The sequence below is a fragment of the Chitinophaga rhizophila genome (genome assembly GCF_019492185.1).
In the GTDB taxonomy this organism is placed as follows: domain Bacteria; phylum Bacteroidota; class Bacteroidia; order Chitinophagales; family Chitinophagaceae; genus Chitinophaga; species Chitinophaga rhizophila.
Window position 1 is genome coordinate 2,027,036 of sequence record NZ_JAICCF010000001.1, and the last position, 19,612, is coordinate 2,046,647.

Annotated in this window: 16 protein-coding genes and 1 tRNA gene; 6 read left to right on the forward strand and 11 right to left on the reverse strand. The window is 43.6% G+C overall.

Annotation, left to right across the window (positions count from 1 at the left end; all coding sequences use genetic code 11):
* Positions 1–109: 109 nt before the first annotated feature.
* Positions 110–808 carry an HAD family hydrolase gene (locus K1Y79_RS07545; protein ID WP_220249383.1) on the reverse strand — a complete coding sequence of 233 codons (699 nt, stop codon included), beginning with the start codon at positions 806–808 and terminating at the stop codon, positions 110–112.
* A gap of 133 nt (positions 809–941) precedes the next feature.
* Between K1Y79_RS07545 and K1Y79_RS07550 the strand changes: the two genes are divergently transcribed.
* The 4 genes from K1Y79_RS07550 to K1Y79_RS07565 all read left to right on the forward strand — a co-directional run bounded on the left by K1Y79_RS07550 (position 942) and on the right by K1Y79_RS07565 (position 5,169).
* Positions 942–2,399: an SDR family oxidoreductase gene (locus tag K1Y79_RS07550; protein WP_220249384.1), complete on the forward strand. Its 1,458-nt coding sequence runs from the start codon at positions 942–944 to the stop codon at positions 2,397–2,399.
* A gap of 33 nt (positions 2,400–2,432) precedes the next feature.
* Positions 2,433–3,236, forward strand: coding sequence for a TerC family protein (locus tag K1Y79_RS07555; RefSeq protein ID WP_220249385.1), 804 nt, complete (start codon positions 2,433–2,435; stop codon positions 3,234–3,236).
* A 157-nt stretch (positions 3,237–3,393) separates the two neighbouring features.
* Complete coding sequence (locus K1Y79_RS07560) at positions 3,394–4,059, forward strand: methyltransferase domain-containing protein (protein ID WP_220249386.1); 666 nt, start codon at positions 3,394–3,396, stop codon at positions 4,057–4,059.
* A gap of 102 nt (positions 4,060–4,161) precedes the next feature.
* The gene (locus K1Y79_RS07565) at positions 4,162–5,169 is read left to right on the forward strand and encodes an acyltransferase family protein (RefSeq protein ID WP_220249387.1); all 1,008 of its coding nucleotides are present in this window, start codon (positions 4,162–4,164) and stop codon (positions 5,167–5,169) included.
* An 86-nt stretch (positions 5,170–5,255) separates the two neighbouring features.
* On the opposite strand, the gene K1Y79_RS07570 is transcribed toward K1Y79_RS07565, so the two are convergent.
* The 5 genes from K1Y79_RS07570 to K1Y79_RS07590 all read right to left on the reverse strand — a co-directional run bounded on the left by K1Y79_RS07570 (position 5,256) and on the right by K1Y79_RS07590 (position 8,142).
* Positions 5,256–5,651 carry an acyl-CoA thioesterase gene (locus K1Y79_RS07570; RefSeq protein WP_220249388.1) on the reverse strand — a complete coding sequence of 132 codons (396 nt, stop codon included), beginning with the start codon at positions 5,649–5,651 and terminating at the stop codon, positions 5,256–5,258.
* Between the two features lie 71 nt (positions 5,652–5,722).
* Positions 5,723–6,259 (reverse strand): dihydrofolate reductase family protein, encoded by a 537-nt coding sequence (locus K1Y79_RS07575; RefSeq protein WP_220249389.1) that lies wholly within the window; start codon positions 6,257–6,259, stop codon positions 5,723–5,725.
* Between the two features lie 92 nt (positions 6,260–6,351).
* Positions 6,352–6,422, reverse strand: a tRNA-Gln gene (locus K1Y79_RS07580).
* 61 nt (positions 6,423–6,483) lie between these two features.
* Positions 6,484–7,536, reverse strand: coding sequence for a glycosyltransferase family 9 protein (locus K1Y79_RS07585; protein ID WP_220249390.1), 1,053 nt, complete (start codon positions 7,534–7,536; stop codon positions 6,484–6,486).
* Positions 7,537–7,539: 3 nt separating this feature from the next.
* Positions 7,540–8,142, reverse strand: a complete 603-nt coding sequence (locus K1Y79_RS07590) for a DUF4254 domain-containing protein (RefSeq protein WP_220249391.1) — start codon at positions 8,140–8,142, stop codon at positions 7,540–7,542.
* A 155-nt stretch (positions 8,143–8,297) separates the two neighbouring features.
* Between K1Y79_RS07590 and K1Y79_RS07595 the strand changes: the two genes are divergently transcribed.
* A complete protein-coding gene (locus K1Y79_RS07595; protein WP_220249392.1) occupies positions 8,298–8,816 on the forward strand; it encodes an RNA polymerase sigma factor in 519 nt (172 codons plus the stop codon).
* 42 nt (positions 8,817–8,858) lie between these two features.
* A complete protein-coding gene (locus tag K1Y79_RS07600) occupies positions 8,859–10,220 on the forward strand; it encodes a S41 family peptidase (protein WP_220249393.1) in 1,362 nt (453 codons plus the stop codon).
* A 458-nt stretch (positions 10,221–10,678) separates the two neighbouring features.
* Here the strand turns inward: K1Y79_RS07600 and K1Y79_RS07605 are convergent, their stop codons facing one another.
* The 5 genes from K1Y79_RS07605 to K1Y79_RS07625 form a co-directional block, all read right to left on the reverse strand.
* A complete protein-coding gene (locus tag K1Y79_RS07605; RefSeq protein ID WP_220249394.1) occupies positions 10,679–11,434 on the reverse strand; it encodes a hypothetical protein in 756 nt (251 codons plus the stop codon).
* Between the two features lie 62 nt (positions 11,435–11,496).
* Positions 11,497–12,885 (reverse strand): FIG domain-containing protein, encoded by a 1,389-nt coding sequence (locus tag K1Y79_RS07610; protein ID WP_220249395.1) that lies wholly within the window; start codon positions 12,883–12,885, stop codon positions 11,497–11,499.
* A gap of 98 nt (positions 12,886–12,983) precedes the next feature.
* Entirely contained in the window at positions 12,984–16,142 is a 3,159-nt protein-coding gene (locus K1Y79_RS07615; RefSeq protein WP_220249396.1) for a TonB-dependent receptor, read from the reverse strand.
* Between the two features lie 109 nt (positions 16,143–16,251).
* Complete coding sequence (locus tag K1Y79_RS07620; RefSeq protein WP_220249397.1) at positions 16,252–17,211, reverse strand: FecR family protein; 960 nt, start codon at positions 17,209–17,211, stop codon at positions 16,252–16,254.
* Positions 17,212–18,118: 907 nt separating this feature from the next.
* The gene (locus K1Y79_RS07625) at positions 18,119–19,540 is read right to left on the reverse strand and encodes an APC family permease (protein ID WP_220249398.1); all 1,422 of its coding nucleotides are present in this window, start codon (positions 19,538–19,540) and stop codon (positions 18,119–18,121) included.
* Between the last annotated feature and the right edge of the window lie 72 nt (positions 19,541–19,612).

Here is a 19,612-nt window from a genome sequence, read left to right on the forward strand (position 1 = left end):
GGGCTACAAAATAGTAAATCCCGGTAATAATTAGGCATTTACGGGCAATAGTATATCCGCTGCTATGCAGACAGTATAGGATGGTTATATAGTGAGGATGATAGTATGGCTACATGGATGGTGCATACAGTAGCGGCAGTACATCTGAGATATGTTCTACCTGCCTGAAGTTTGGATTATCGATATGCACATCTACATGTTCATGTTCCCAGGTGATGTGATATGGGATATGAATAGCATTGCCACCAATACCGAGTACAGGCAGTACGTCTGACTTCAGGGAGTTGCCTATCATCAGGAATTGTTCGGGCGCAATATCCAGGTGTTTGAGCAGTTTGCGGTAGTCGGCTTCCTGCTTATCTGACATGATTTCGACGTGATGGAAGAAGTGGAGCACACCGGAATTACGCAGTTTACGCTCCTGGTCCAGCAGGTCACCTTTGGTAGCTACTACCAGCCGGTAATTCTCTTTCAGTGCAGCAAGTACTTCGGGTACGCCATCGAGTACTTCTACTGGTCTGGCCAGCAGCGCTTTACCATACTCAATGATCTTTTCCACAGCATTGATATCAATAGTTTTATTGGAGATGGTCAGGGCGGTTTCGATCATTGACAGTATGAAACCTTTGATCCCGTATCCGTAGAGAGACAGGTTTTTGATTTCAGTCTGGAGTAGTTCACGTACTACGGTATGCTGTGGCAGGTAGCTTTCCATCAATTGGCAAAACTCTGCTTCAGTTTCGCGGAAATAGGGTTCATTGATCCAAAGCGTGTCATCCGCATCAAAGGCAATTACTTTTATACTCATATTGTTATATAAGGGTTAATGAAACAAAAGTATCCAATAACAGCCGGTTTTCCCTGTTTTTTAGCCGTTAATGTTCACTGCATCACTGGTGCAGATTTTGCGGTACATGGGATAACTATCAACTACTTTCACTTTGAAGATACTGCTGACAGGCGCAAATGGCTATATAGGCCAGCGACTGATTCCCGTACTGCTGGAACAGGGACATCAGGTAATATGCTGCGTAAGGGATAAAGACAGGTTTAACCAGCAGCAGAACTATCCGGTAGAGGTACTGGAAGTGGACTTCCTGCAATCTGAAGGAGCAACAGTCTTCCCTAAGGATGTTGATGTAGCGTACTATCTGGTACATTCTATGAGCACACGGGGTAAGTTTGAGGAGAAGGAAACTGCCTCGGCTAAGCGTTTCGTGCAACTCATCAGTAATACCGATTGTAAGCAGATCATCTACCTGACGGGTATAGTCAACCAGGAAGACCTTTCAAGGCACTTAGGTTCAAGGTTGAAAGTAGAGAACATTCTGAAAGAGGGGCCGGTACCTTTAACCGCGTTGAGGGCCGGTATTATAGTAGGTTCCGGCAGTGCTTCCTTTGAAATTATCAGGGATCTGGTAGAGAAGTTGCCGGTAATGATCACACCCCGCTGGCTGAATACACGGTGTCAGCCGATAGCCATCAGAGACGTCATCTACTTCCTTTGTGGCGTGGCAGGCAGGGAAGATACTTATAATGCGAATTACGACATTGCCGGTCCGGACGTACTTACTTATCGTCAGATGTTGCTACAATATGCGGAAGTAAGGCAACTGAAGCGTTATATTCTGACATTACCGGTAATGACACCCCGGTTGTCTTCTTACTGGTTATATTTCATTACGTCTACCTCTTATCCGCTGGCAGTAAATTTGGTGGATAGCATGAAGGTAGATGTCACAGCGAGGCCTAACGATCTGGCCGGGAAACTGGGCATTCAACCCGTGCCCTATAAGAACGCAGTACAGCTAGCCTTCGGGAAGATAGAGCAGAACCTGGTGGCCAGCAGCTGGAAAGACTCCTTTTCTTCAGCCAACACCCCGCAGACGTGGATGGATAACATTGAAGTACCCACTTATGGCTGTCTGAAAGATGAGAAGAGTATACCAATCCGTAAGGATATGGATACGGCCGCAGTGCTAGGGAATGTATGGCGGATAGGTGGCAATACCGGTTGGTATTATGCGAATACCCTCTGGCGTATACGGGGCTTTCTGGATAAAATAGTTGGCGGAGTAGGCTTACGCAGAGGGCGACGCCATCCTGAGGATATCCATGCCGGCGATGCATTGGACTTCTGGCGGGTATTGGTGGCAGACAAGCAGCAGCGCAGGTTGTTACTGTTTGCGGAAATGAGATTACCCGGCGAAGCGTGGCTGGAGTTCCAGATAGTGGAGGAGGATCAGCAACCAGTATTGAAGCAAACGGCTACTTTCCGGCCCCGCGGACTTTGGGGAAGGTTATACTGGTATGCGATGTTACCCTTCCATTACTTCATTTTCGGCGGTATGATTCGCCGGCTATCAAATGGAATAAAGGATAAAGGGAAAAAAGTGTAAGATTGAGCATCAAACCTATAATGCATATTGAACATGGAAAACATCTTTTCCGCTGAAGGCCTGTTTACAATAGATTCACTGATCAGCCTTTTAACACTAAGCGTGCTGGAAATTGTATTGGGAATAGATAATATTGTCTTCATTTCCATCCTGGCAGGTAAGTTACCTGCGGATCAACAGAAAAAAGCACGCAGGCTGGGTCTTACCCTGGCGATGTTTGTACGGATACTGCTATTACTGTCTATCAGCTGGATCATGTCGCTGACTACCCCCCTGTTTAATGTCGGGGAATGGATAGGTATAGCGTCGCCCAAATGGCTGGAGGCTACTGCTATATCCGGCAGGGATTTAATTTTGTTGGTAGGCGGCTTGTTCCTCATCTACAAGAGTACCGCAGAGATTCATGAAAAGCTGGAAGGCGGAGAGCATGAATCAGAGAACTTTAAACCGGCCAGCTTTACCCGGACAATCATACAGATATTGTTGCTGGATATTGTTTTCTCGCTGGATTCTGTTATTACAGCCGTGGGTATGGCAGACCATATCCAGATTATGATAGTAGCGGTAATTATTGCAGTAGGCGTAATGGTACTGGCAGCAGAAAGCATCAGCAACTTTGTAAATAAACATCCTACGGTGAAGATGCTGGCACTCTCCTTCCTGTTATTGATTGGTGTGTCGCTGATTGCAGAAAGCTTTGAGCAGCACATCCCGAAAGGATATATCTACTTTGCGATGGCGTTCTCTGTATTTATAGAGATGCTGAATCTGAAAATGAAGTCCAAGAGTACCAAACCAGTACAGTTACGTCAGCCCCGGCTGAAGGATCATTCATAAAAGACTATACATATTTATGGAAGCTGCCTCCTGACCCGGGGCAGCTTTTACATTATACCCCTATCTGCCAGAAATTACTTAAATTACAGATGTTACTGCTTGAACCCTATAATCCCGAAGATATTACCCTGTAACAGTTTGCATCTCAATAAATACTATGCGGTACCTGTCTTATTTCATATATATTGGCTGGCATTGGGGTATCGCCCTGGCATTGTTCATCATCCGGCATGAGATCCGGGGAGAGAAAAAATACGGTATCCGGACCATCGGCACAGACAACCTGGCGACAGAAGTGTCGGATGAGGACCGGCAACACATTGCTATGTATGAGCCGGTTAACTATTATACCGCAACCTGGCTACTGGACCACCTTCAACCAACTGATCTGAAGACCACCCTGCTGGATGTAGGCTGTGGCAGAGGCAGAGTATTGGCTATGGGTGCCGCCTATGGATTCAAAGCATTGGCAGGTATTGACCTTTCCCCACGCCTGTATCAGTCGGCCGTCAAGATGCGGGACATGTTATATACCCGTTATAAGAACATCCGGATCAGTGTTGCTTGTCAGGATGCCCGCAAGTATACCGTTCCTGAGACAGTGGGCGTCATTTTTCTGTTTAATCCTTTTGACGAGGTGATTATGGAGGACTTTATCAACAAGGTAAAAGAGAGTATTGACAGGAAGCAACGACCTGTTAAGGTGTTGTATGCCAACCCTCAATGTAAGCAGTTGTGGATAGATGCCGGCTTCCGGGAAACAGACTCATTTGTCAAAATGGACATCCTGAAGGGTTCGGTATTGGTAAGCACTCCTGGCTAGACGCTACTTGTTATAGTAGTTAAAATGCCCTCTTTTAAGTAAGGGAACCAACAGGTGAGAGAAAGTATCTTTGTCTTACCATACTTTAGAAAAACTTTTATCATGAACACACAACGGAAGGTAGAGAGCCTGAGCTTCCTAAGGGCACTTGCTGTGCTGATGGTATGCTTTTGCCACTTTGGTCAACCATTTAATGAGGGTAACGCCTTTGCAGGAACTTTTAATGCATTTCATGAATATGGCAAATACGGCGTACAGGTATTTTTTGTTATCTCCGGATTTGTGATTCCCCTTAGTCTGGACAAAGGACGTTATCAGCTGGAACACTATGGAAAGTTTCTATTAAAACGCCTGATCCGTTTACATCCTCCATACCTCATTGCGCTGGGCATCACACTGGTTGTACTGGCATTATCCACAGCAGTAAAACATATTGCTTTTCCCGAAACCACCTGGTCTGTTTTCCTTAGTCTTTTTTACCTGCATCACCCAGACTCCAATCCGGTATTCTGGACACTGAAGGTAGAAGCGGAATACTATCTGTTTATCGGGTTATTCTTTGTATTACTGCAAAAGTATCAGCGATTGACACTGGCAGTAAGCATTCCTTTATTTATGCTGCTTAGCCAGACAGCAGTAGTGAACTACATAGACCTTTTTAGTCATCTGTTATACTTTATGATAGGCATCATTGGCTATGTGATGTACATGAAAGGCGGGAAAAACTGGCTGGAAGCAGGGTATATTACAGCGATAGTTGCATTTACCTATCTCTTTGATGGGGCCGCGCCGACTATTGCCGCAACGTTCACAATCCTGGTGATTATGCTATATACCGGCAAGGTGCATAAATCATTTGATTTTCTGGGGGAGATCTCTTATTCAGTATACTTACTACATTTCCCGTTGGGGATAAAGCTTATCAATCTTGCAGGCCGGTATGTCAAGCCTCAGTATGATATAGCGCTGTTTGTTTTCACTGTATTATTCTGCCTGGGTGTGGGATATGTATTCTGGAAGTACATAGAGCGTCCATTCTCTGAAAGATCAAACAGGATTAAATATGCGCCCCGGAAGACGGTGCAGATGGAAGTTGCCGCCGCAGCCTGAGTCAATTAAACTGATTATATAAGAAAAGCCAGTGAAACGATGATTTCACTGGCTTTTTTGTGTATGATAACTGTTTAAAGCTGGTATTAGCCTTCTTCGCGTAACCGTTCATCGGTGTAGGTAATCCTGGTACGTCCATGTGGCCAGGGAGTACCATTTTCATCCACGCTTACAAATACCATTTTATCCACAGTCAGGATGGTTTTCTGGGTGATTTTATTTCTCACCTGACAGGTCAGCGTCAGGGAGGTACGCCCGAAGTGAGTAGCTTTTATGCCCAGTTCTACAATATCGCCCTGTTTTGCAGAACTGACGAAGTTGATCTCGGACATATACTTGGTCACACATCTGTTAGTTCCCAGCTGTATGATAGAATAGATGGCTGCCTCTTCATCTATCCACCGCAGCAGGCTACCTCCGAATAAGGTACCATGTGCGTTAAGGTCTTCCGGTTTAACCCATTTGCGCGTATAAAAATTCATTGCTCTGTTATTTAGCCGTACACGTATAGTTGCAAAATTATACTACAGCGGTAACAAATGCAGAATTGATTTTAAGTGTTCTGTCTGGAATAGCGTAGCATGACTACACCGGTAGAGTAAGTTTGGGTTTCTTCCAGTTTAAAACGGCGCTCGAAAGTACTGCCTTCAAACAGGGAGATGCCTTCTCCGATGATAACGGGTATGACATGGATGATCATTTCATCAATCCAGTCATGTTGAAGAAACAGGGTATTGAGCTTGCCCCCTCCTATCAGCCAGATATCTTTACCTGGGGTTTGCTGCAGGTGGTCAATAAAAGCCGGAATATCGTTACGGATGAACTTTATATTGTCAGTGTCTTCACCGGCAGCGGAACGGGTAAATATATAGCTCATTTTATCGCCGTAGGGCCAGGGCTCGAGTGAATCCCTTACGACGCTATAGGTGGCGTTCCCCATGATAGTAGTGTCAATACGGGAAAGCAGGTCTGCATATCCATAGTCGTCATTTTCCGGATATGGAAATTCAGTCAGCCATTTGATATCATCGTCTTTACGGGCAATAAAGCCATCGAGGCTAATAGCTATGTAGAGGATTATCTTTCTCATAGGGGTATTTTTTACAAATGTTAAGTTTTTTGAACAACCGGGTTACGTATGGGTAATAAAAAAACCGCTGCAAGAGCGGTTTCTTTATTCTGTTGTCCTACCAGGATTCGAACCTAGACAGTCTGAACCAAAATCAGATGTACTACCATTATACTATAGGACAGCGCGATTTGGGATGGCGAAATTAGTATTTTTTTTTAATCTGCAAAAAAATTCTTGAAATTTTATTCAGATTCTGTCAAATTTATCACTTTCTCCTCTACAGAAGCTGGGGGAATCCACTCCATACAGGCATGATCCCCGCGGAAGCAAGGCTTGTTGCCGAAGATGGAACAGGGCCTGCAGGAAAGGTTTTCCAGTTGTACCGCATTCTTTTCATCCTGGCCAAACCCCATAAAGCCGGCGTATGGATGGGTAGCGCCCCATATAGATACAACCGGCACTCCAAATAGAGACGCCAGGTGCATATTGGCAGAGTCCATACTGATCATGACATCGAAGTTACTAATGATGGCCATTTCCTGTGGCAGGCGGAATCTTCCTGCTACAACGACAGCCTCAGGATATTTTACAGCCAGGGAAGTTAGTTGGGCGACTTCTGTTGCGCCCCCGCCCATCAGCAATACCTTGGTATGTTTTCTTTTTACCAGGGCGGCTAGTACCTCTTCTATTTTAGCTAGCGGGTAAGTTTTCTCTTTGTAAGTAGCAAAAGGTGCCAATCCAATCCATTTATCTCCATTCTTAGGACCAGTAACTTCCCGAATCTCATTACTTAGCTCCTGACGGGTGAAAACGGGACGATCTGGGTGAATGGTGACCGGGAGGTTCAATTTCCTGAAGACCGCCGCATATCGCTCAATAGTACTGGTTAATGGTACCAGGACTTTTGCTTCCGGACGGGCAAGCGCTTTCTTTTCTGCCCTGCCTTTGTCAATAGCAGCTACTGGCCTGCCACTTAATTTGAAGAAGGTACGCACGATCTGTGAGCGCAGTACATGATGCAGATCGGCAACAGCGTTAATCTGGTAGGTCTGGTTCAGTTCACGAAACAGGCGGAAGAGGCCTTTGAAACCGTTATGAGCACCTTTCAGATCAGCAGGATGGAATATAAGCCTGGGAATACCGGCACAAAGAGCGCCCCAGTTCTTGTTAGAGACAAAAACGATCTGTATATCAGGATGTTGTTCCAATACCTGCTGCATTACCGGAATGGTCATTGCCACGTCTCCCATGGCGGAAAACCGGATTGCCAGTATAGTTTTCAGATGTTGAGGCATAGACTATTTTCCCTTGTAGAGCACCGGATTTAAGGAAGGATCGTTATACATCTTCATCTGCTTATAGACTTTCATGTATTTCCGTCCAGCAGCGATATCTTCCAGTAACTGGCTGATAGCACTACCCAGATCCTGACGCTGTTCCAGGAGGATATCCAGTTTACGCTGGCAGGCCTCACGGTGTTCCGGAGTAGCGTCAGCACGGGTTGCTTCCTCCCGCATATGGAATATTTTCAATGCCAGGATAGACAGGCGGTCTATTGCCCAGGCAGGACTTTCTGTATTAATAGTCGCACCGGCTGCCGCTGGAGTATCTTTGTATTTGTCAAGGAAATAACCGTCAATATACTCTACCACATCAGTACGCTCCTGGTTAGAGCGATCGATCCACCGCTTGATTTCCAACGCCTTTACCGGATCTATTAATGGGTCGCGGATGATGTCCTCCAGGTGCCACTGCACAGTATCAATCCAGTTTTTCAGGTACAGGAGGTGCTCAAAAGCTGTTTTTTCATAAGGATTATGGATAGGCTGGTGTACGCTGTTGTGTACATGATAATCAGCTATACACTGATCAAATATCTTATTATACAATTCTGTAGACATGGGGCAAATGTATATAAATTGATGAAATAGTTCATAATAGGCTAGTTTCTACCCACTTTCCGACAGCTGAAATGCCCTGCTACAGAGGCTTAACATTCAAGTAACATGTGCTGCGTACATTTATTTTCCATTATAGCAACCATATATCAAGCACTATGTCTGATAACCCATCCAAAATACTCTTTGGGCAGTTATTTGAAGCCAACAGGGAGAAGGTGTACAGGTTCGCATTTAAGCTTACTGATGACCGTCAGCGGGCAGAGGAAGTGACACAACAGTGTTTCATCAAACTTTGGGAGAATATTCACAAGGTGAATAAGGATCAGGACGTATTCCCCCTCCTGTTCGTATTTGTCAAACATATTGTGATTGATGAGACCAGAAAACTATACCGCGAAAGAAAATCACTGTCAGAACTATCAACAGGGCAGGCAACAGCAGAAAGCGGAGATGAAGATTCGCTCATGCGGAAGGAATTTAGCCAGCAGGTACATAAACTGATAGAACAAATGCCTGAACAACGGCGGAATATCTATCTACTGAGCCGTGACAAAGGTAAAAGCCATAAAGAGATCGCTGACCAATTAAGCTTGTCGCCCACTACTGTAAGAAATCATCTTAATCTTGCCCTGCAGTATATCAGGCGGGAAATGATGGCGCATTATGATATGTAAACAGATTAACCCTACAGTGATATGCTTCGGAAGCCCCTTTTCATGATAACAGCTTCTTTACTGGTCATTAGCTGCTCAAAAGATGATGCAGATAAGCCCGCAGTGCCTACAGGTGTAGTAACCCGGCATGAGGTCAATACCTGGATACTAGACAGCATGAGATACTTCTACCTCTGGAACCACACATTACCTGCCAGGGCAGATAGTCAGCCGTCAGCTATAGATTTCTTCAGTATGTTGAAAGACAAGGCTGATAGGTTCTCGACTATCTACCGCCCTGACAATCCATCCTCTAATACCAGGTATATGCTGCATACCTTTGGACTAACCTTTAATATCATCAGCCATACCAGTGCACCAGGCGGAGCAATTGGTGTTGTACAACTGACCGTACCCGGCTCCGGGCCTGCAAACCTTGGCATCAAAAGAGGAGATTATTTCATTGCTATCAATGGTACAATACTTACCCCTGACAACGCAGCATCGCTGAGCCGGTCCATGCTGAACAGCAATGATGCTGTACTCACAATGGCCACTGCTGACAATAATGTAATTACGAAACGCGCAGACATCACCCTGAATGCCAGGACCATCAGAGAACAGCCTATATACAAACAAGATATCCGGAAGGTGAATGGTAAGAATGTAGCCTACCTGTTCTACAATGCATTTAACGACAGCTACAATGCGAATGTCATTCATGCATTCACCCAGTTCAAAAGCGTTGGAGCCACAGAGCTGATTCTCGACTTGCGTTATAATCCAGGGGGCAGTGTAGCAGGTGCCGCCTTACTTAATGCCCTAGTTGCGCCAGATATTGATGAAAATAGCACCTTCGCTAAATATGCAGGTAATAACAATATGGGACATCGCACTGTTTCATTTAAGTCTGCTTTATCAGTGCCAGAGAATAATGCTCCTATACAATTTAGTAGTCTTACTGACGCCAGATTGTCCTTGCAGCGCATATTTATCCTTACCGGACCACAAACAGCTTCCGCGGCTGAACTTACCATTAATACGCTGAAACCTTATATGCAGGTAATACAGATCGGGCAGTCTACACTTGGAAAAGATAAAGCAGCAGTTATTATCACAGATATGCGTGCTCCGCAGCGTATACCATATACTTTACTACCTGTCACTTACAATCTGTTCAATGCTAGAGATGCAGGCGGTTATGTGGATGGTATTACTCCGGACTACCAGGTAGATGAAATGGGCAAGTTACCATTGGCCGAAATTGGAGAAGAAAGTGACCCTCTGATAGCCAAAGCAATTGCTATCATATCAGGCGGCGGAAGAGAACATATACTCCCAGAGAAGTCAGTGAAACGCTACTTTGATGCCCAGGGTGACATAGCAGACAAGAACATCCTAAAGATACCAACGGTATTAAGATAATCACTAGTTGATATAACCCTTATGATAAAAGGGCTGCTTGCTGTTTTCAGGCAGCCCTTTGCTATTATGCGAAAACCAATTGTCAGCATCTTGAGAAGCCTTCTGTCCAGTCAGGAGCCGCCAAGATATATGCATTGATACCTAGTACTTCGGCAGCACAGCTACAGTAGACAAATAGCTTACTGCAGTTGTTGGATTACGCTATTATAGGTTAATGTTTAAGGTCAACAGTACAATAATGACTGGGACTAGTCAAAAGGTCATTTTCATAACAATCTTTTTAATAAGGTATTAGGGATAGAGTTCCTCAGGTATACCAGTAGCTTATAATAAAAAAAGGTACGCTGTTGATACAACATACCATTCGGTGAAACATTCTAGGAGATGTTATGCGATGCAAACATCATATTTTGCCAAAGGGGTTAATTTATCAGTCATGATTGTTAATAATATCATGTTTAATAAGCAGCGGTATCCGTCATAAATTTCCATCTTCCAAATGCCTGCATGGCTCTAAATGTGATGATCTGCCTTTCGCCAGGCAAAAAGTAGAGTCCAAGTTCACTGATACCAAAAGCATCTGACAGATATTCACCGGTTTCACTATTCTTTAGTTTGACCATATATTCAATAGGTGATCCATCTTCTGCGGTCACCTGTATTTTTGTCTGATTTGGATGCAGCTTGTTCTTCGCAAAATCAATCCAGGAGATACCTGTTTCAACATACTCAGTTCCATTATATTTGAAAAGAAAAGCGTCAACATGTACATCGTCTGCCTGTAATTCAACCGGCAACTGATTAAATATGAAGAACACAGCTGTATCTACTGCTATATTCCCTTCACTGGCTGAGATAAAGCTTTGAATACCAAGCTCCGGGCTACAAGCCAATTTTAACGCCAGTTTATCACCAGCTGTAACATTTACCACTGTATCAATCAGCACTTCGTCTGTACCCGCCTTTTTAAATGCAATTGTGCTTTCCCTTCCGGCGGCTAGCATTAAAGGTGAGGCAGTACCTATAATTTTTCCTGATTCAAGCGAATCAACTTTTACGCCATCAACGTATGCATCTATTGTCGTTGTTCCTGGTAAAGCGAGTAATTCTGCTGTGAATGAAGCAAAATAAAACTCATCTACAGGTTCCCCCTTTTTGCAGGCAGCCATTAATACGAAAACTGCCATTAACATAACCTTTGAAAATCTCAACATGTTTTATTGTTTTTAAAGAAAGTGTGGAGAGACTTGCTCTCCACACTCTATAATAGTGATCACTAGAAACGACCGAAACCAGCAGTCCAGTCAGCACCACCAAATGTGAATGCACCGGCAGCAAATGTGCGCGCATCACTAGTAGCAGCAGGATAATAGTTAGCAGCTGTACCTCTTACGAATGGGTTAACCAGACGAATACCAGCGTTAGCATTAGTACCGCTGTAAGGCAGTACCTGTGCAGCAAATCTATTAGCCAGCAGCGCAGAACACAGGCTTGAACCTTCCAACAAAGTTGGGTTAGTATAAGCATGTACCAGGTTATTGCTCATTGTAGAAAGGTTTCTTACATAAGCGCATGGAGTGTTGCTTACTCTTGTTACACCGCCAGATGTTACAGAAGAACCATCAACAGAGATACCATTGGTGAAGCCCATGAAGATAGAGTTTCTTACATCGAAACGGCTGCTTCTGCGGAAGTGTGCAGCACGACCATATCTACCAGTACCAGACGGAGCGCCGTTAGTGATAGCAGCAGCAGCAGCAGTTGACTGACCGATGATAGTCATGTGATTGATAATAGCTTTAGTGTAAGGAGCAACAGTTGAATCACCAGTAGCCAGGTTATCGCTTTCGATACCATTTGACTGGCTCTTATCAGCACGGGTAGGATCAGACACACCTAAAGCGTAGTCGATAGTACCAGAGAAACCGTTGTCGAAATCGAACATGTCATCCAGCGGATCGATAGCGATCAGATAAGAAGCATTTACAGTACCACCGAAGAACTCAAATGCGTCATCGTTAGATTTGTAAACTTCAACGTGGTGAACTGTAGTACCGGAACCAACACCAGCCAGTGTCAGACCGTTCAGTTCGTTGTCAGAGGTCAGTTCAAAACCAGCGTACTCAATTCTTACATAAGTCAGTACACCAGAGTTGTCATTGTTGATAGAACCGCCATAATAAGCGCTTGCTGGAGGTGTACCACCGATACCTTCTACCAGTGCAGAATCACCCTGGTTGATGTCAGCTCTACCTAATACTACTACACCACCCCAGTCACCAGAAGCTGGCGTTGCCTGGTTAGAAGTGAAGATAATTGGAGCTGCCTGGGTACCAGCAGCATTGATTTTAGCACCACGAGTGATAACTAAAGTACCACCTGCAGTACCTGCAGCACCTTTAACACCATGGATCAGAGCGCCTGGAGCAATAGTCAGTGTAGCATTATTAGATACGTACACAATACCGCTCAGTTTGTAGATCTTACAGTCACCCAGATACAGGTTAGAAGTGATTACACCGGAGATGGTGCTATCACCACAAGTGTGGTCAGCTGCTGCAGCTGTCAATGGACGATCGTTTACGATGTTGCTATCTTTCTTACATGAAGAGCTGAAAGCGATCAGCGCTACTGCTACAGAAAGAATCAGAGATTGTTTTCTCATGGGTTCTCGTTTTGAGTTTGTTTGTTTTTTGGTTTGTGTGTCTAAAGAATAATACCTGATCAGGGTTTTATCTTGGGTTTACGCGTATGCAAAAAAGCTTAGAAATTATAAGTGATAGTTGCGCTAAAAGTCCTTCCTGGCCTTGCCTGATAATCGATCTGGTCTTCTCCTCTTTTAAACAGGAGATCCTTCACACTTGGGTCTTTCTGATGGGTGCTTATAGCGGGGTCTTTATAGAAATTGCGGTATACAATTGAATAACTATTCAGGAGGTTGGATACATTCAGACGTAGCTGCATTTTCTGCTTGAGCAGCTTAACTGCTACCTGAGCATCGAGTGCTTCCAGCGGACGTTCAAAGAGAGATTCGCTGTAGTATACTGCCGGACGGAACATTCTGTTACTTACATAGTTATACACGAGGCTGAATGAGGCAAACTTTTTATCATAATATAAGCCGGCATTAACCATGTAATTACTTGCGCCTGTTTGTGGCCTTTTTTCTTCCTTTCTTACTGACTCACTTGGTAATACTTTATTAGGATCATTCGGATCAAGTCTGTTGAAGTCAATATCAACCGGAGTTACCCGGGAAGCCAGCATTGTAAAGTTTCCATATAGTGTAATGTCTTTGATGAAAGGAACCTTTGTAAATGCCAGACTTTTCCTTGCTTCTAACTCCAGACCATAGTTTTTAGCTGTCTTATTATTTTTCAGCTGATAGACTCTTAGATCTCCCATTTTATAAATTTCCATGGGGTCATTGAAATTCTTGTAGAACAATGACGCAGACAGGATCTCTCCAGGTCCGGGATACCATTCATACCTGAAGTCAAAGTGCTTAACTGTTGTTGATTTCACCAATGCACTTTCATATGCACCACCCAGCTCGAAGTCATACTCACGGAAGAAAGATAGCTCTCTCAGATCCGGGCGAATAATACTTTCTGCATATGATAAGCGGAGGTTCATTGAAGGCGTCATGCTATATGTCAGATTCGCTGATGGAAACAATCGCCAGTTGGGTTCTCTGTTTAACAATGAGCTATAATCCAACTGATTATTTCCTCCTCTCGAATCATTGATCATTCTGAATACCGAATCCAACACATTGTTGATTCTGTTCAGGTTAAAATGTTCTGCTCTCACACCCCATACTAGTCTCCATTTATCGTTGATTTTGTTATCCAGCATTGCATACATACCGTGTAATGCCGCTGTTCTGCGAAAATCATCAGAGAATCGGCTCAGAAAGATTTCACCTCCTCTTTCCGGTGAGAATGCCTGAGACAATGGCGGATAATCCTGTGTATCAAAGTTGCTGGATCCTGTGTTCAGTACGTAAAACAGCCTGTTTTTGCTCCAGCCGGAATAGCCTGCTTTGAAAGTATTATCTGTACGGAAGCTACCCTCACCTAGTTTGAAGGGCGCTGAAATTGAGATATCCCAGTTATAGTCTTTCTCATAAGCACGGCTCCACCAACGTAATGCCCCGGCATTAATTCCGCCACTAAATGGCCCGCTGATATTAAACTCATTAGAAGGCAGCTTACTATCTTCCAGTGTGTAGGCCAGGAACTGGTGGTTGTCTGGCTTCTGTTTATCTAATAACACATAACTACCCAACCACTTCAATTTAATACCACGACTACCAATTGCCTGTTCCCCTTTCAACTGGGTCTGCGACAATGATGTTTGTGTGGTCAGGTCATAATATCCAAGCAGATATCCACTTGGATCAATGTGTCCACCCTGTCCTATCAGCAACTGCTGATCGAGTGTACGTATATAAAGACTTTGCAGGCTTAATCTGGTACGTTCGCTTTTATAACCTATACCCACAAGACCACCGAGGTTTGTTGTGAATCCATAGCGTTTACCACTGAAGCCATAATCAAAACCATCTCTCGTCATATCAATTTCCTGCGTCTGAAAAGTATTCCTGTAACTGGCAGATGCTACAAAACCTATCTGTCTGTTACCGGAAAGTGGCAATACCTTACCACCAGATAACTGGTAGTTCTGAGATAAAGGAGCCTTCATTTCATATACACCCCAGTTATTACTAAACTGCCTGAAGTCTTTGTTACTAGCGTCGTATTTTGCTATCACCTCCGCAGAATTATTCCACTTCAGTTGACCGAGGAGATTACGATGATCAGCGGCTTTACCCCAGTATTCTTTTCCCTCCAGCTTTAATGTGCGGAAGTTTTCTCCTGTAGTGAGCGTATTGATACTTCCACCCACACCAATATTCAGGAAATCTCTAACAGGCATATCCAGTGTATTAACTTCAACCAGCCCACCACCAAATTCAGCACTACGGTCAGGAGTCAGCGTCTTTACTACTGTTACGTTTTCAACAATGTTTGCGGGTACAATATCAAAGCTGAAATTCTTCCTGTTTAATTCTGTACTTGGCATGATCTGGCCATTCAATACAGCCTGGTTGTAACGCTCACTCAAGCCGCGTACTACAACATACTTGTTATCTACAGTAGAAAGACCAGTGACACGTTTCAATACGTCCCCGATGTTTTTATCGGGAGTGCGGCTGATTTGCTCAGCGCTAATGCCATCAGTAATAGCAGCATTATTTTTTTGAAGTGCGTACAATCCTTCTACAGATGCACGCTTATAGTTACCAGTTACAGTCACCTCTTTCAGGCGCGAACTGCTGCTCTTCATGATGATGTCTAATGGAGTTACACCTCCTTCTTTCACAACTACTTCTGTCACCTTACGGGTGTCGTAAGAAACATAGCTGAATGTAAGTGTATAGGTTCCTGGTGTAAGATTCAGCTCATAAGTACCATCCACACTGGTCACTACGCCTAAACCTCCATCTGCTTGTACTGTCACGCCAGGCAAAGGTTCATTCTTGTTATCAACGATCTTACCCTTAATACGGCCTTTCTCTTTTACAGAAGATCTATCTTGTTTACCCTGTTTAAGGGCAACAGTATTATTTGCAAAAACAATATCTATAGGTGCATATACGTCCAGGTAATTCAGGACCTGGGCTAGCGGCTGACCATTGAATTTTACCGCTTCCAATGTACAATGTGCCAGGTATTCCGGATCATATGCGAACGTATAGGATGTTTGTTGTTCAAGTGATTTTACCACTGCTGCAGCATTGGTATTTTGTAGATTCACAGACACTTTGTCCCCTAGTGTTTGATAAGATTGCCCCATTAACACAGCAGGCGATCCTGCTGCAAAAAAACATAACAGGAAAGCTTTCCAGCTCTGCATAACTCTCCCATTACAAAACCCTTTTGTAGATTTTTGCATACTTTAGAAATTGCTATTTGATAGTAAATAAATACAGGTCAGGTGCTCCCTGATAATTATGTTGTGACCTTTAATTGTTTCCCGTAGTTATCTCATACGTGTTCTCATCAATTTTAACCACCTCAAAGCCATGGACAAATTGTATTGCTTCCAGGATATTTTGTACCGGTGCTCCTGCGCGGAACACACCGGAAACCTTTTGTGACTTTACTACAGTTTGATCTACCATTATCTTACATCCATAGCGGGATTGCAATTTTGCAAATACATCTCCTAACGCAGTTTTGTCAAATACCAGTTTCCCATTCCTCCAGTCCATCACTTCCTTCGTACTGAATGCTATAGGTGTGGAGTAACTACTATCACTACAGCGGACCATCTCTCCTGGACGTAATATGAGTGAGAAAGTCTTGTTGATTACCGCTACTTTTCCATCTTTTAAACTTACCTGGATGCTACCATCAGCATAGTTGCCGGTAGAGATGTTAAACGAAGTACCGAGCGCAATCGTCTTCAGGTGACCAGTATGAACACTGAAGGTCTTTTCGGAATGCTGAGCAACTTCAAAGAACGCTTCTCCGTGCAACCACACTTCCCTGCTGGTATCGTTGTAATTATTGGGATAAACAATACTTGAATGCGGAGCGAGCCATACACGCGAGCCATCAGTCATTGTCATCAGCTTGATACTCTTATCATGATTGGCCAAAGTATCCCAGGTCAGTGCTAAAGTCACTTTTGCACCATTACGGTGTCTGGTCTGTAAGAGCCAGGTACATACACCAACCAGTACCGCTATCGCTGCCGCAATGCTATACCATCTGCTGTAGATGATTGTTGTTCTCGTTTCTTTAATAGCCTGAGTTGTTGGTTGTACATCCTCGCTCTCTACTTCCCTGTACGTTGCATTGAACCAGTCGTCAGCCTCAGGAGTATCCGGCTGAGTCAGATAAGCTGCCACCTGGTCGGCCTCTTCAGCCGTACAGTTACCCTTAAAGTATTTTTCCAGTAGTTGCTTATCTATTTTCATTTCCGGTATTCGTAGTCCTGATTATTCAATCTACAAAAAGAGAACGCCACGAAATAGAAGATGTACCAATCACAAAACCGGACTTCATAATTCCTTAACATTAAGCAGCATTTAATCAGAAATCACTGTGTGCTACTAATAACAGTATATCTATTAGAGACAGGACATAACTAGGAGGTCAATATAAAGCACGGGGTATCAATAGACATGGGCCAGCCTGGAACGGGCTTTTATCGACGGTACTGTTGAAAGTGGTCATTGCTAACAGTGTCACTCTGCATGTTTATAAATATAAAAAAAGCGTATGGTAGATACCATACGCTTGTTGTTAAGATTGTCATGTGAATGTTCGAGAATGCAAATCTTTCAGGCGTTCAATGTTCATTGTAGAACTGAGAGATTTCTTTCAAAATCTTCTGCGCCTCACATAATGAGCAAGAATTGCCTTATAATAATTTATGATAAATGTCTTTTTCTGATGTCGTTTGTCGGCATATAGTCTTCTAATGTTAACCTTCTTCTTTTCTGAACGCAATACCTATCTTCAAACAATGTTGATGGAATGGTCATTCTTTCATACACATCTGAATTGGATGTCGGAATGGCTCTTCTAACTCCTCTTTATGCTTGTCGGGCTTCCAACCGTAGGCTATATGATAGGTTCCCTCCCATACATTCACCACTTTCTTGGTAAAGTAGCGCTCTTAGTTGACAAAGGGTTTTCTATTCATACGTGTCGTTGAGTCAAGGGTTACACATAACTTGATCCTCTAATCCGGAAGTCTTCATGCAAATTACATCAATTCACTGAAAGTTCCACAGCAGTAGGATATTTTTTCAACCATTTTACATACAACTTTTGTGTAACAACAAGTATTTCTTGTCCGTTTTGGCTTTTGGTAGACCTTTATACGCTTTTTTGTGTCTTCATGGCTAAATAGTATAAAGGAAAGCCTATAACAATAATCAATAAACCTGATAAAGCGTAGCCACTTTCAAACATCAGCAGTAACAATGCGAGTGCTGAAGCCACTACAATATAGATCATCGGTAACACCGGATACCCCAATGCCTTGTAGGGACGTTCGATATCCGGACGTTTGTTGCGTAACACAAAGATACCAGCAATTGTGATAACATAAAATATCAGCACGCCAAATATAACCATTACCAACAAATCATTATACTTACCTGTCAAACAAAGTAAAGAAGCCCACAGGCATTGTATCCATAAACCGTTGGCTGGCACTTTATGCTCATTCAGTTCAGCAGCTTTCTTAAAAAAGAGCCCGTCTTCTGCCATTGTATAATAAATGCGAGCTCCGGCCAGGATCAGTCCGTTATTGCAACCAAAAGTTGACACCATGATCATTATAGCGATTACATAAGCGCCGCTATTACCAAAGATCTGTTGTGCGGCTACTACGGCTACACGATCTTTTGCAGCAAATGCAATATCGTGCATAGGTACTACTGCCAGATACATCAGGTTGGCACTCACGTATACGATTGTTACTAATAAAGTTCCAAGGAAGAGCGCTCTGCCTATATTTTTTCTTGGATTTTTTATTTCGGCGGCAATGAATGTTATATTATTCCAGGCATCACTACTGAATAGCGATCCTTTCATTGAAATAGCTACCGCTCCGCATAATGCCAGTCCTGAGAGCAATGTGGTTGTGATCTGACCACCATCCTGCGTCAGACTGACTGCCTGCCAGGCATTAGTCCAGTTAGCGTCCCATACCTCCTGTTTTGCTCCCAGGAGAAAGCCGAATATGATCAGGCCAAAAAGGGAAAGCAGTTTTGCCAACGTAAATACTGTCTGGATAATCTTTCCATTTTTGATTCCTCGTGTATTGATCCAAGTAAGTAGTATAATGGAAATAATTGCTACTATCTGCGCAGCAGATATTTTGAGAAAACCTAGATTCAGCAAGTAGTTCTCTTCACTAAATGCCGGTATCATATATGAGGAAAACTTTGCGAAAGCAACCGCTACAGCGGCAATGGTTCCGGTCTGAATAACGCTGAATTGCGTCCATCCAAACAGGAACGCCACTAACGGATTATATGCCTCACGCAGGTAAACATATTGTCCGCCGGCTTTAGGGTACATACCAGACAACTCTCCGTAACTAACAGCTGCTATAATAGTTACGATGCCTCCCAGCACCCACATTAACGTCAGCCATCCTGCGGAACCTACATTTCGGGCTATTTCAGCAGATACTAGAAAAACACCTGAGCCGATCATAGAGCCGGCAACGATCATGGTTGCATCCAGTAAACTAAGACTGGGACGAAAAGCTGTGTTCTGGTTTTCCATATCTGGGAATATTACAAAAAATCCCGTCTCTTATTATGAGACGGGATTCCAAGATATAATATTTTCTAATGT

Bases quoted from the DNA above. Each gene is read 5' to 3' on its own strand.
- K1Y79_RS07620 (WP_220249397.1), bottom strand. From the start codon at position 17,211: ATGAAAATAGATAAGCAACTACTGGAAAAATACTTTAAGGGTAACTGT.
- K1Y79_RS07570 (WP_220249388.1), bottom strand. From the start codon at position 5,651: ATGAATTTTTATACGCGCAAATGGGTTAAACCGGAAGACCTTAACGCA.
- K1Y79_RS07575 (WP_220249389.1), bottom strand. From the start codon at position 6,259: ATGAGAAAGATAATCCTCTACATAGCTATTAGCCTCGATGGCTTTATT.
- K1Y79_RS07590 (WP_220249391.1), bottom strand. From the start codon at position 8,142: ATGTCTACAGAATTGTATAATAAGATATTTGATCAGTGTATAGCTGAT.
- K1Y79_RS07585 (WP_220249390.1), bottom strand. From the start codon at position 7,536: ATGCCTCAACATCTGAAAACTATACTGGCAATCCGGTTTTCCGCCATG.
- K1Y79_RS07610 (WP_220249395.1), bottom strand. From the start codon at position 12,885: ATGAGAAAACAATCTCTGATTCTTTCTGTAGCAGTAGCGCTGATCGCT.
- K1Y79_RS07615 (WP_220249396.1), bottom strand. From the start codon at position 16,142: ATGCAGAGCTGGAAAGCTTTCCTGTTATGTTTTTTTGCAGCAGGATCG.
- K1Y79_RS07565 (WP_220249387.1), top strand. From the start codon at position 4,162: ATGAACACACAACGGAAGGTAGAGAGCCTGAGCTTCCTAAGGGCACTT.
- K1Y79_RS07600 (WP_220249393.1), top strand. From the start codon at position 8,859: ATGATAACAGCTTCTTTACTGGTCATTAGCTGCTCAAAAGATGATGCA.
- K1Y79_RS07555 (WP_220249385.1), top strand. From the start codon at position 2,433: ATGGAAAACATCTTTTCCGCTGAAGGCCTGTTTACAATAGATTCACTG.
- K1Y79_RS07545 (WP_220249383.1), bottom strand. From the start codon at position 808: ATGAGTATAAAAGTAATTGCCTTTGATGCGGATGACACGCTTTGGATC.
- K1Y79_RS07605 (WP_220249394.1), bottom strand. From the start codon at position 11,434: ATGTTGAGATTTTCAAAGGTTATGTTAATGGCAGTTTTCGTATTAATG.
- K1Y79_RS07625 (WP_220249398.1), bottom strand. From the start codon at position 19,540: ATGGAAAACCAGAACACAGCTTTTCGTCCCAGTCTTAGTTTACTGGAT.
- K1Y79_RS07595 (WP_220249392.1), top strand. From the start codon at position 8,298: ATGTCTGATAACCCATCCAAAATACTCTTTGGGCAGTTATTTGAAGCC.
- K1Y79_RS07560 (WP_220249386.1), top strand. From the start codon at position 3,394: ATGCGGTACCTGTCTTATTTCATATATATTGGCTGGCATTGGGGTATC.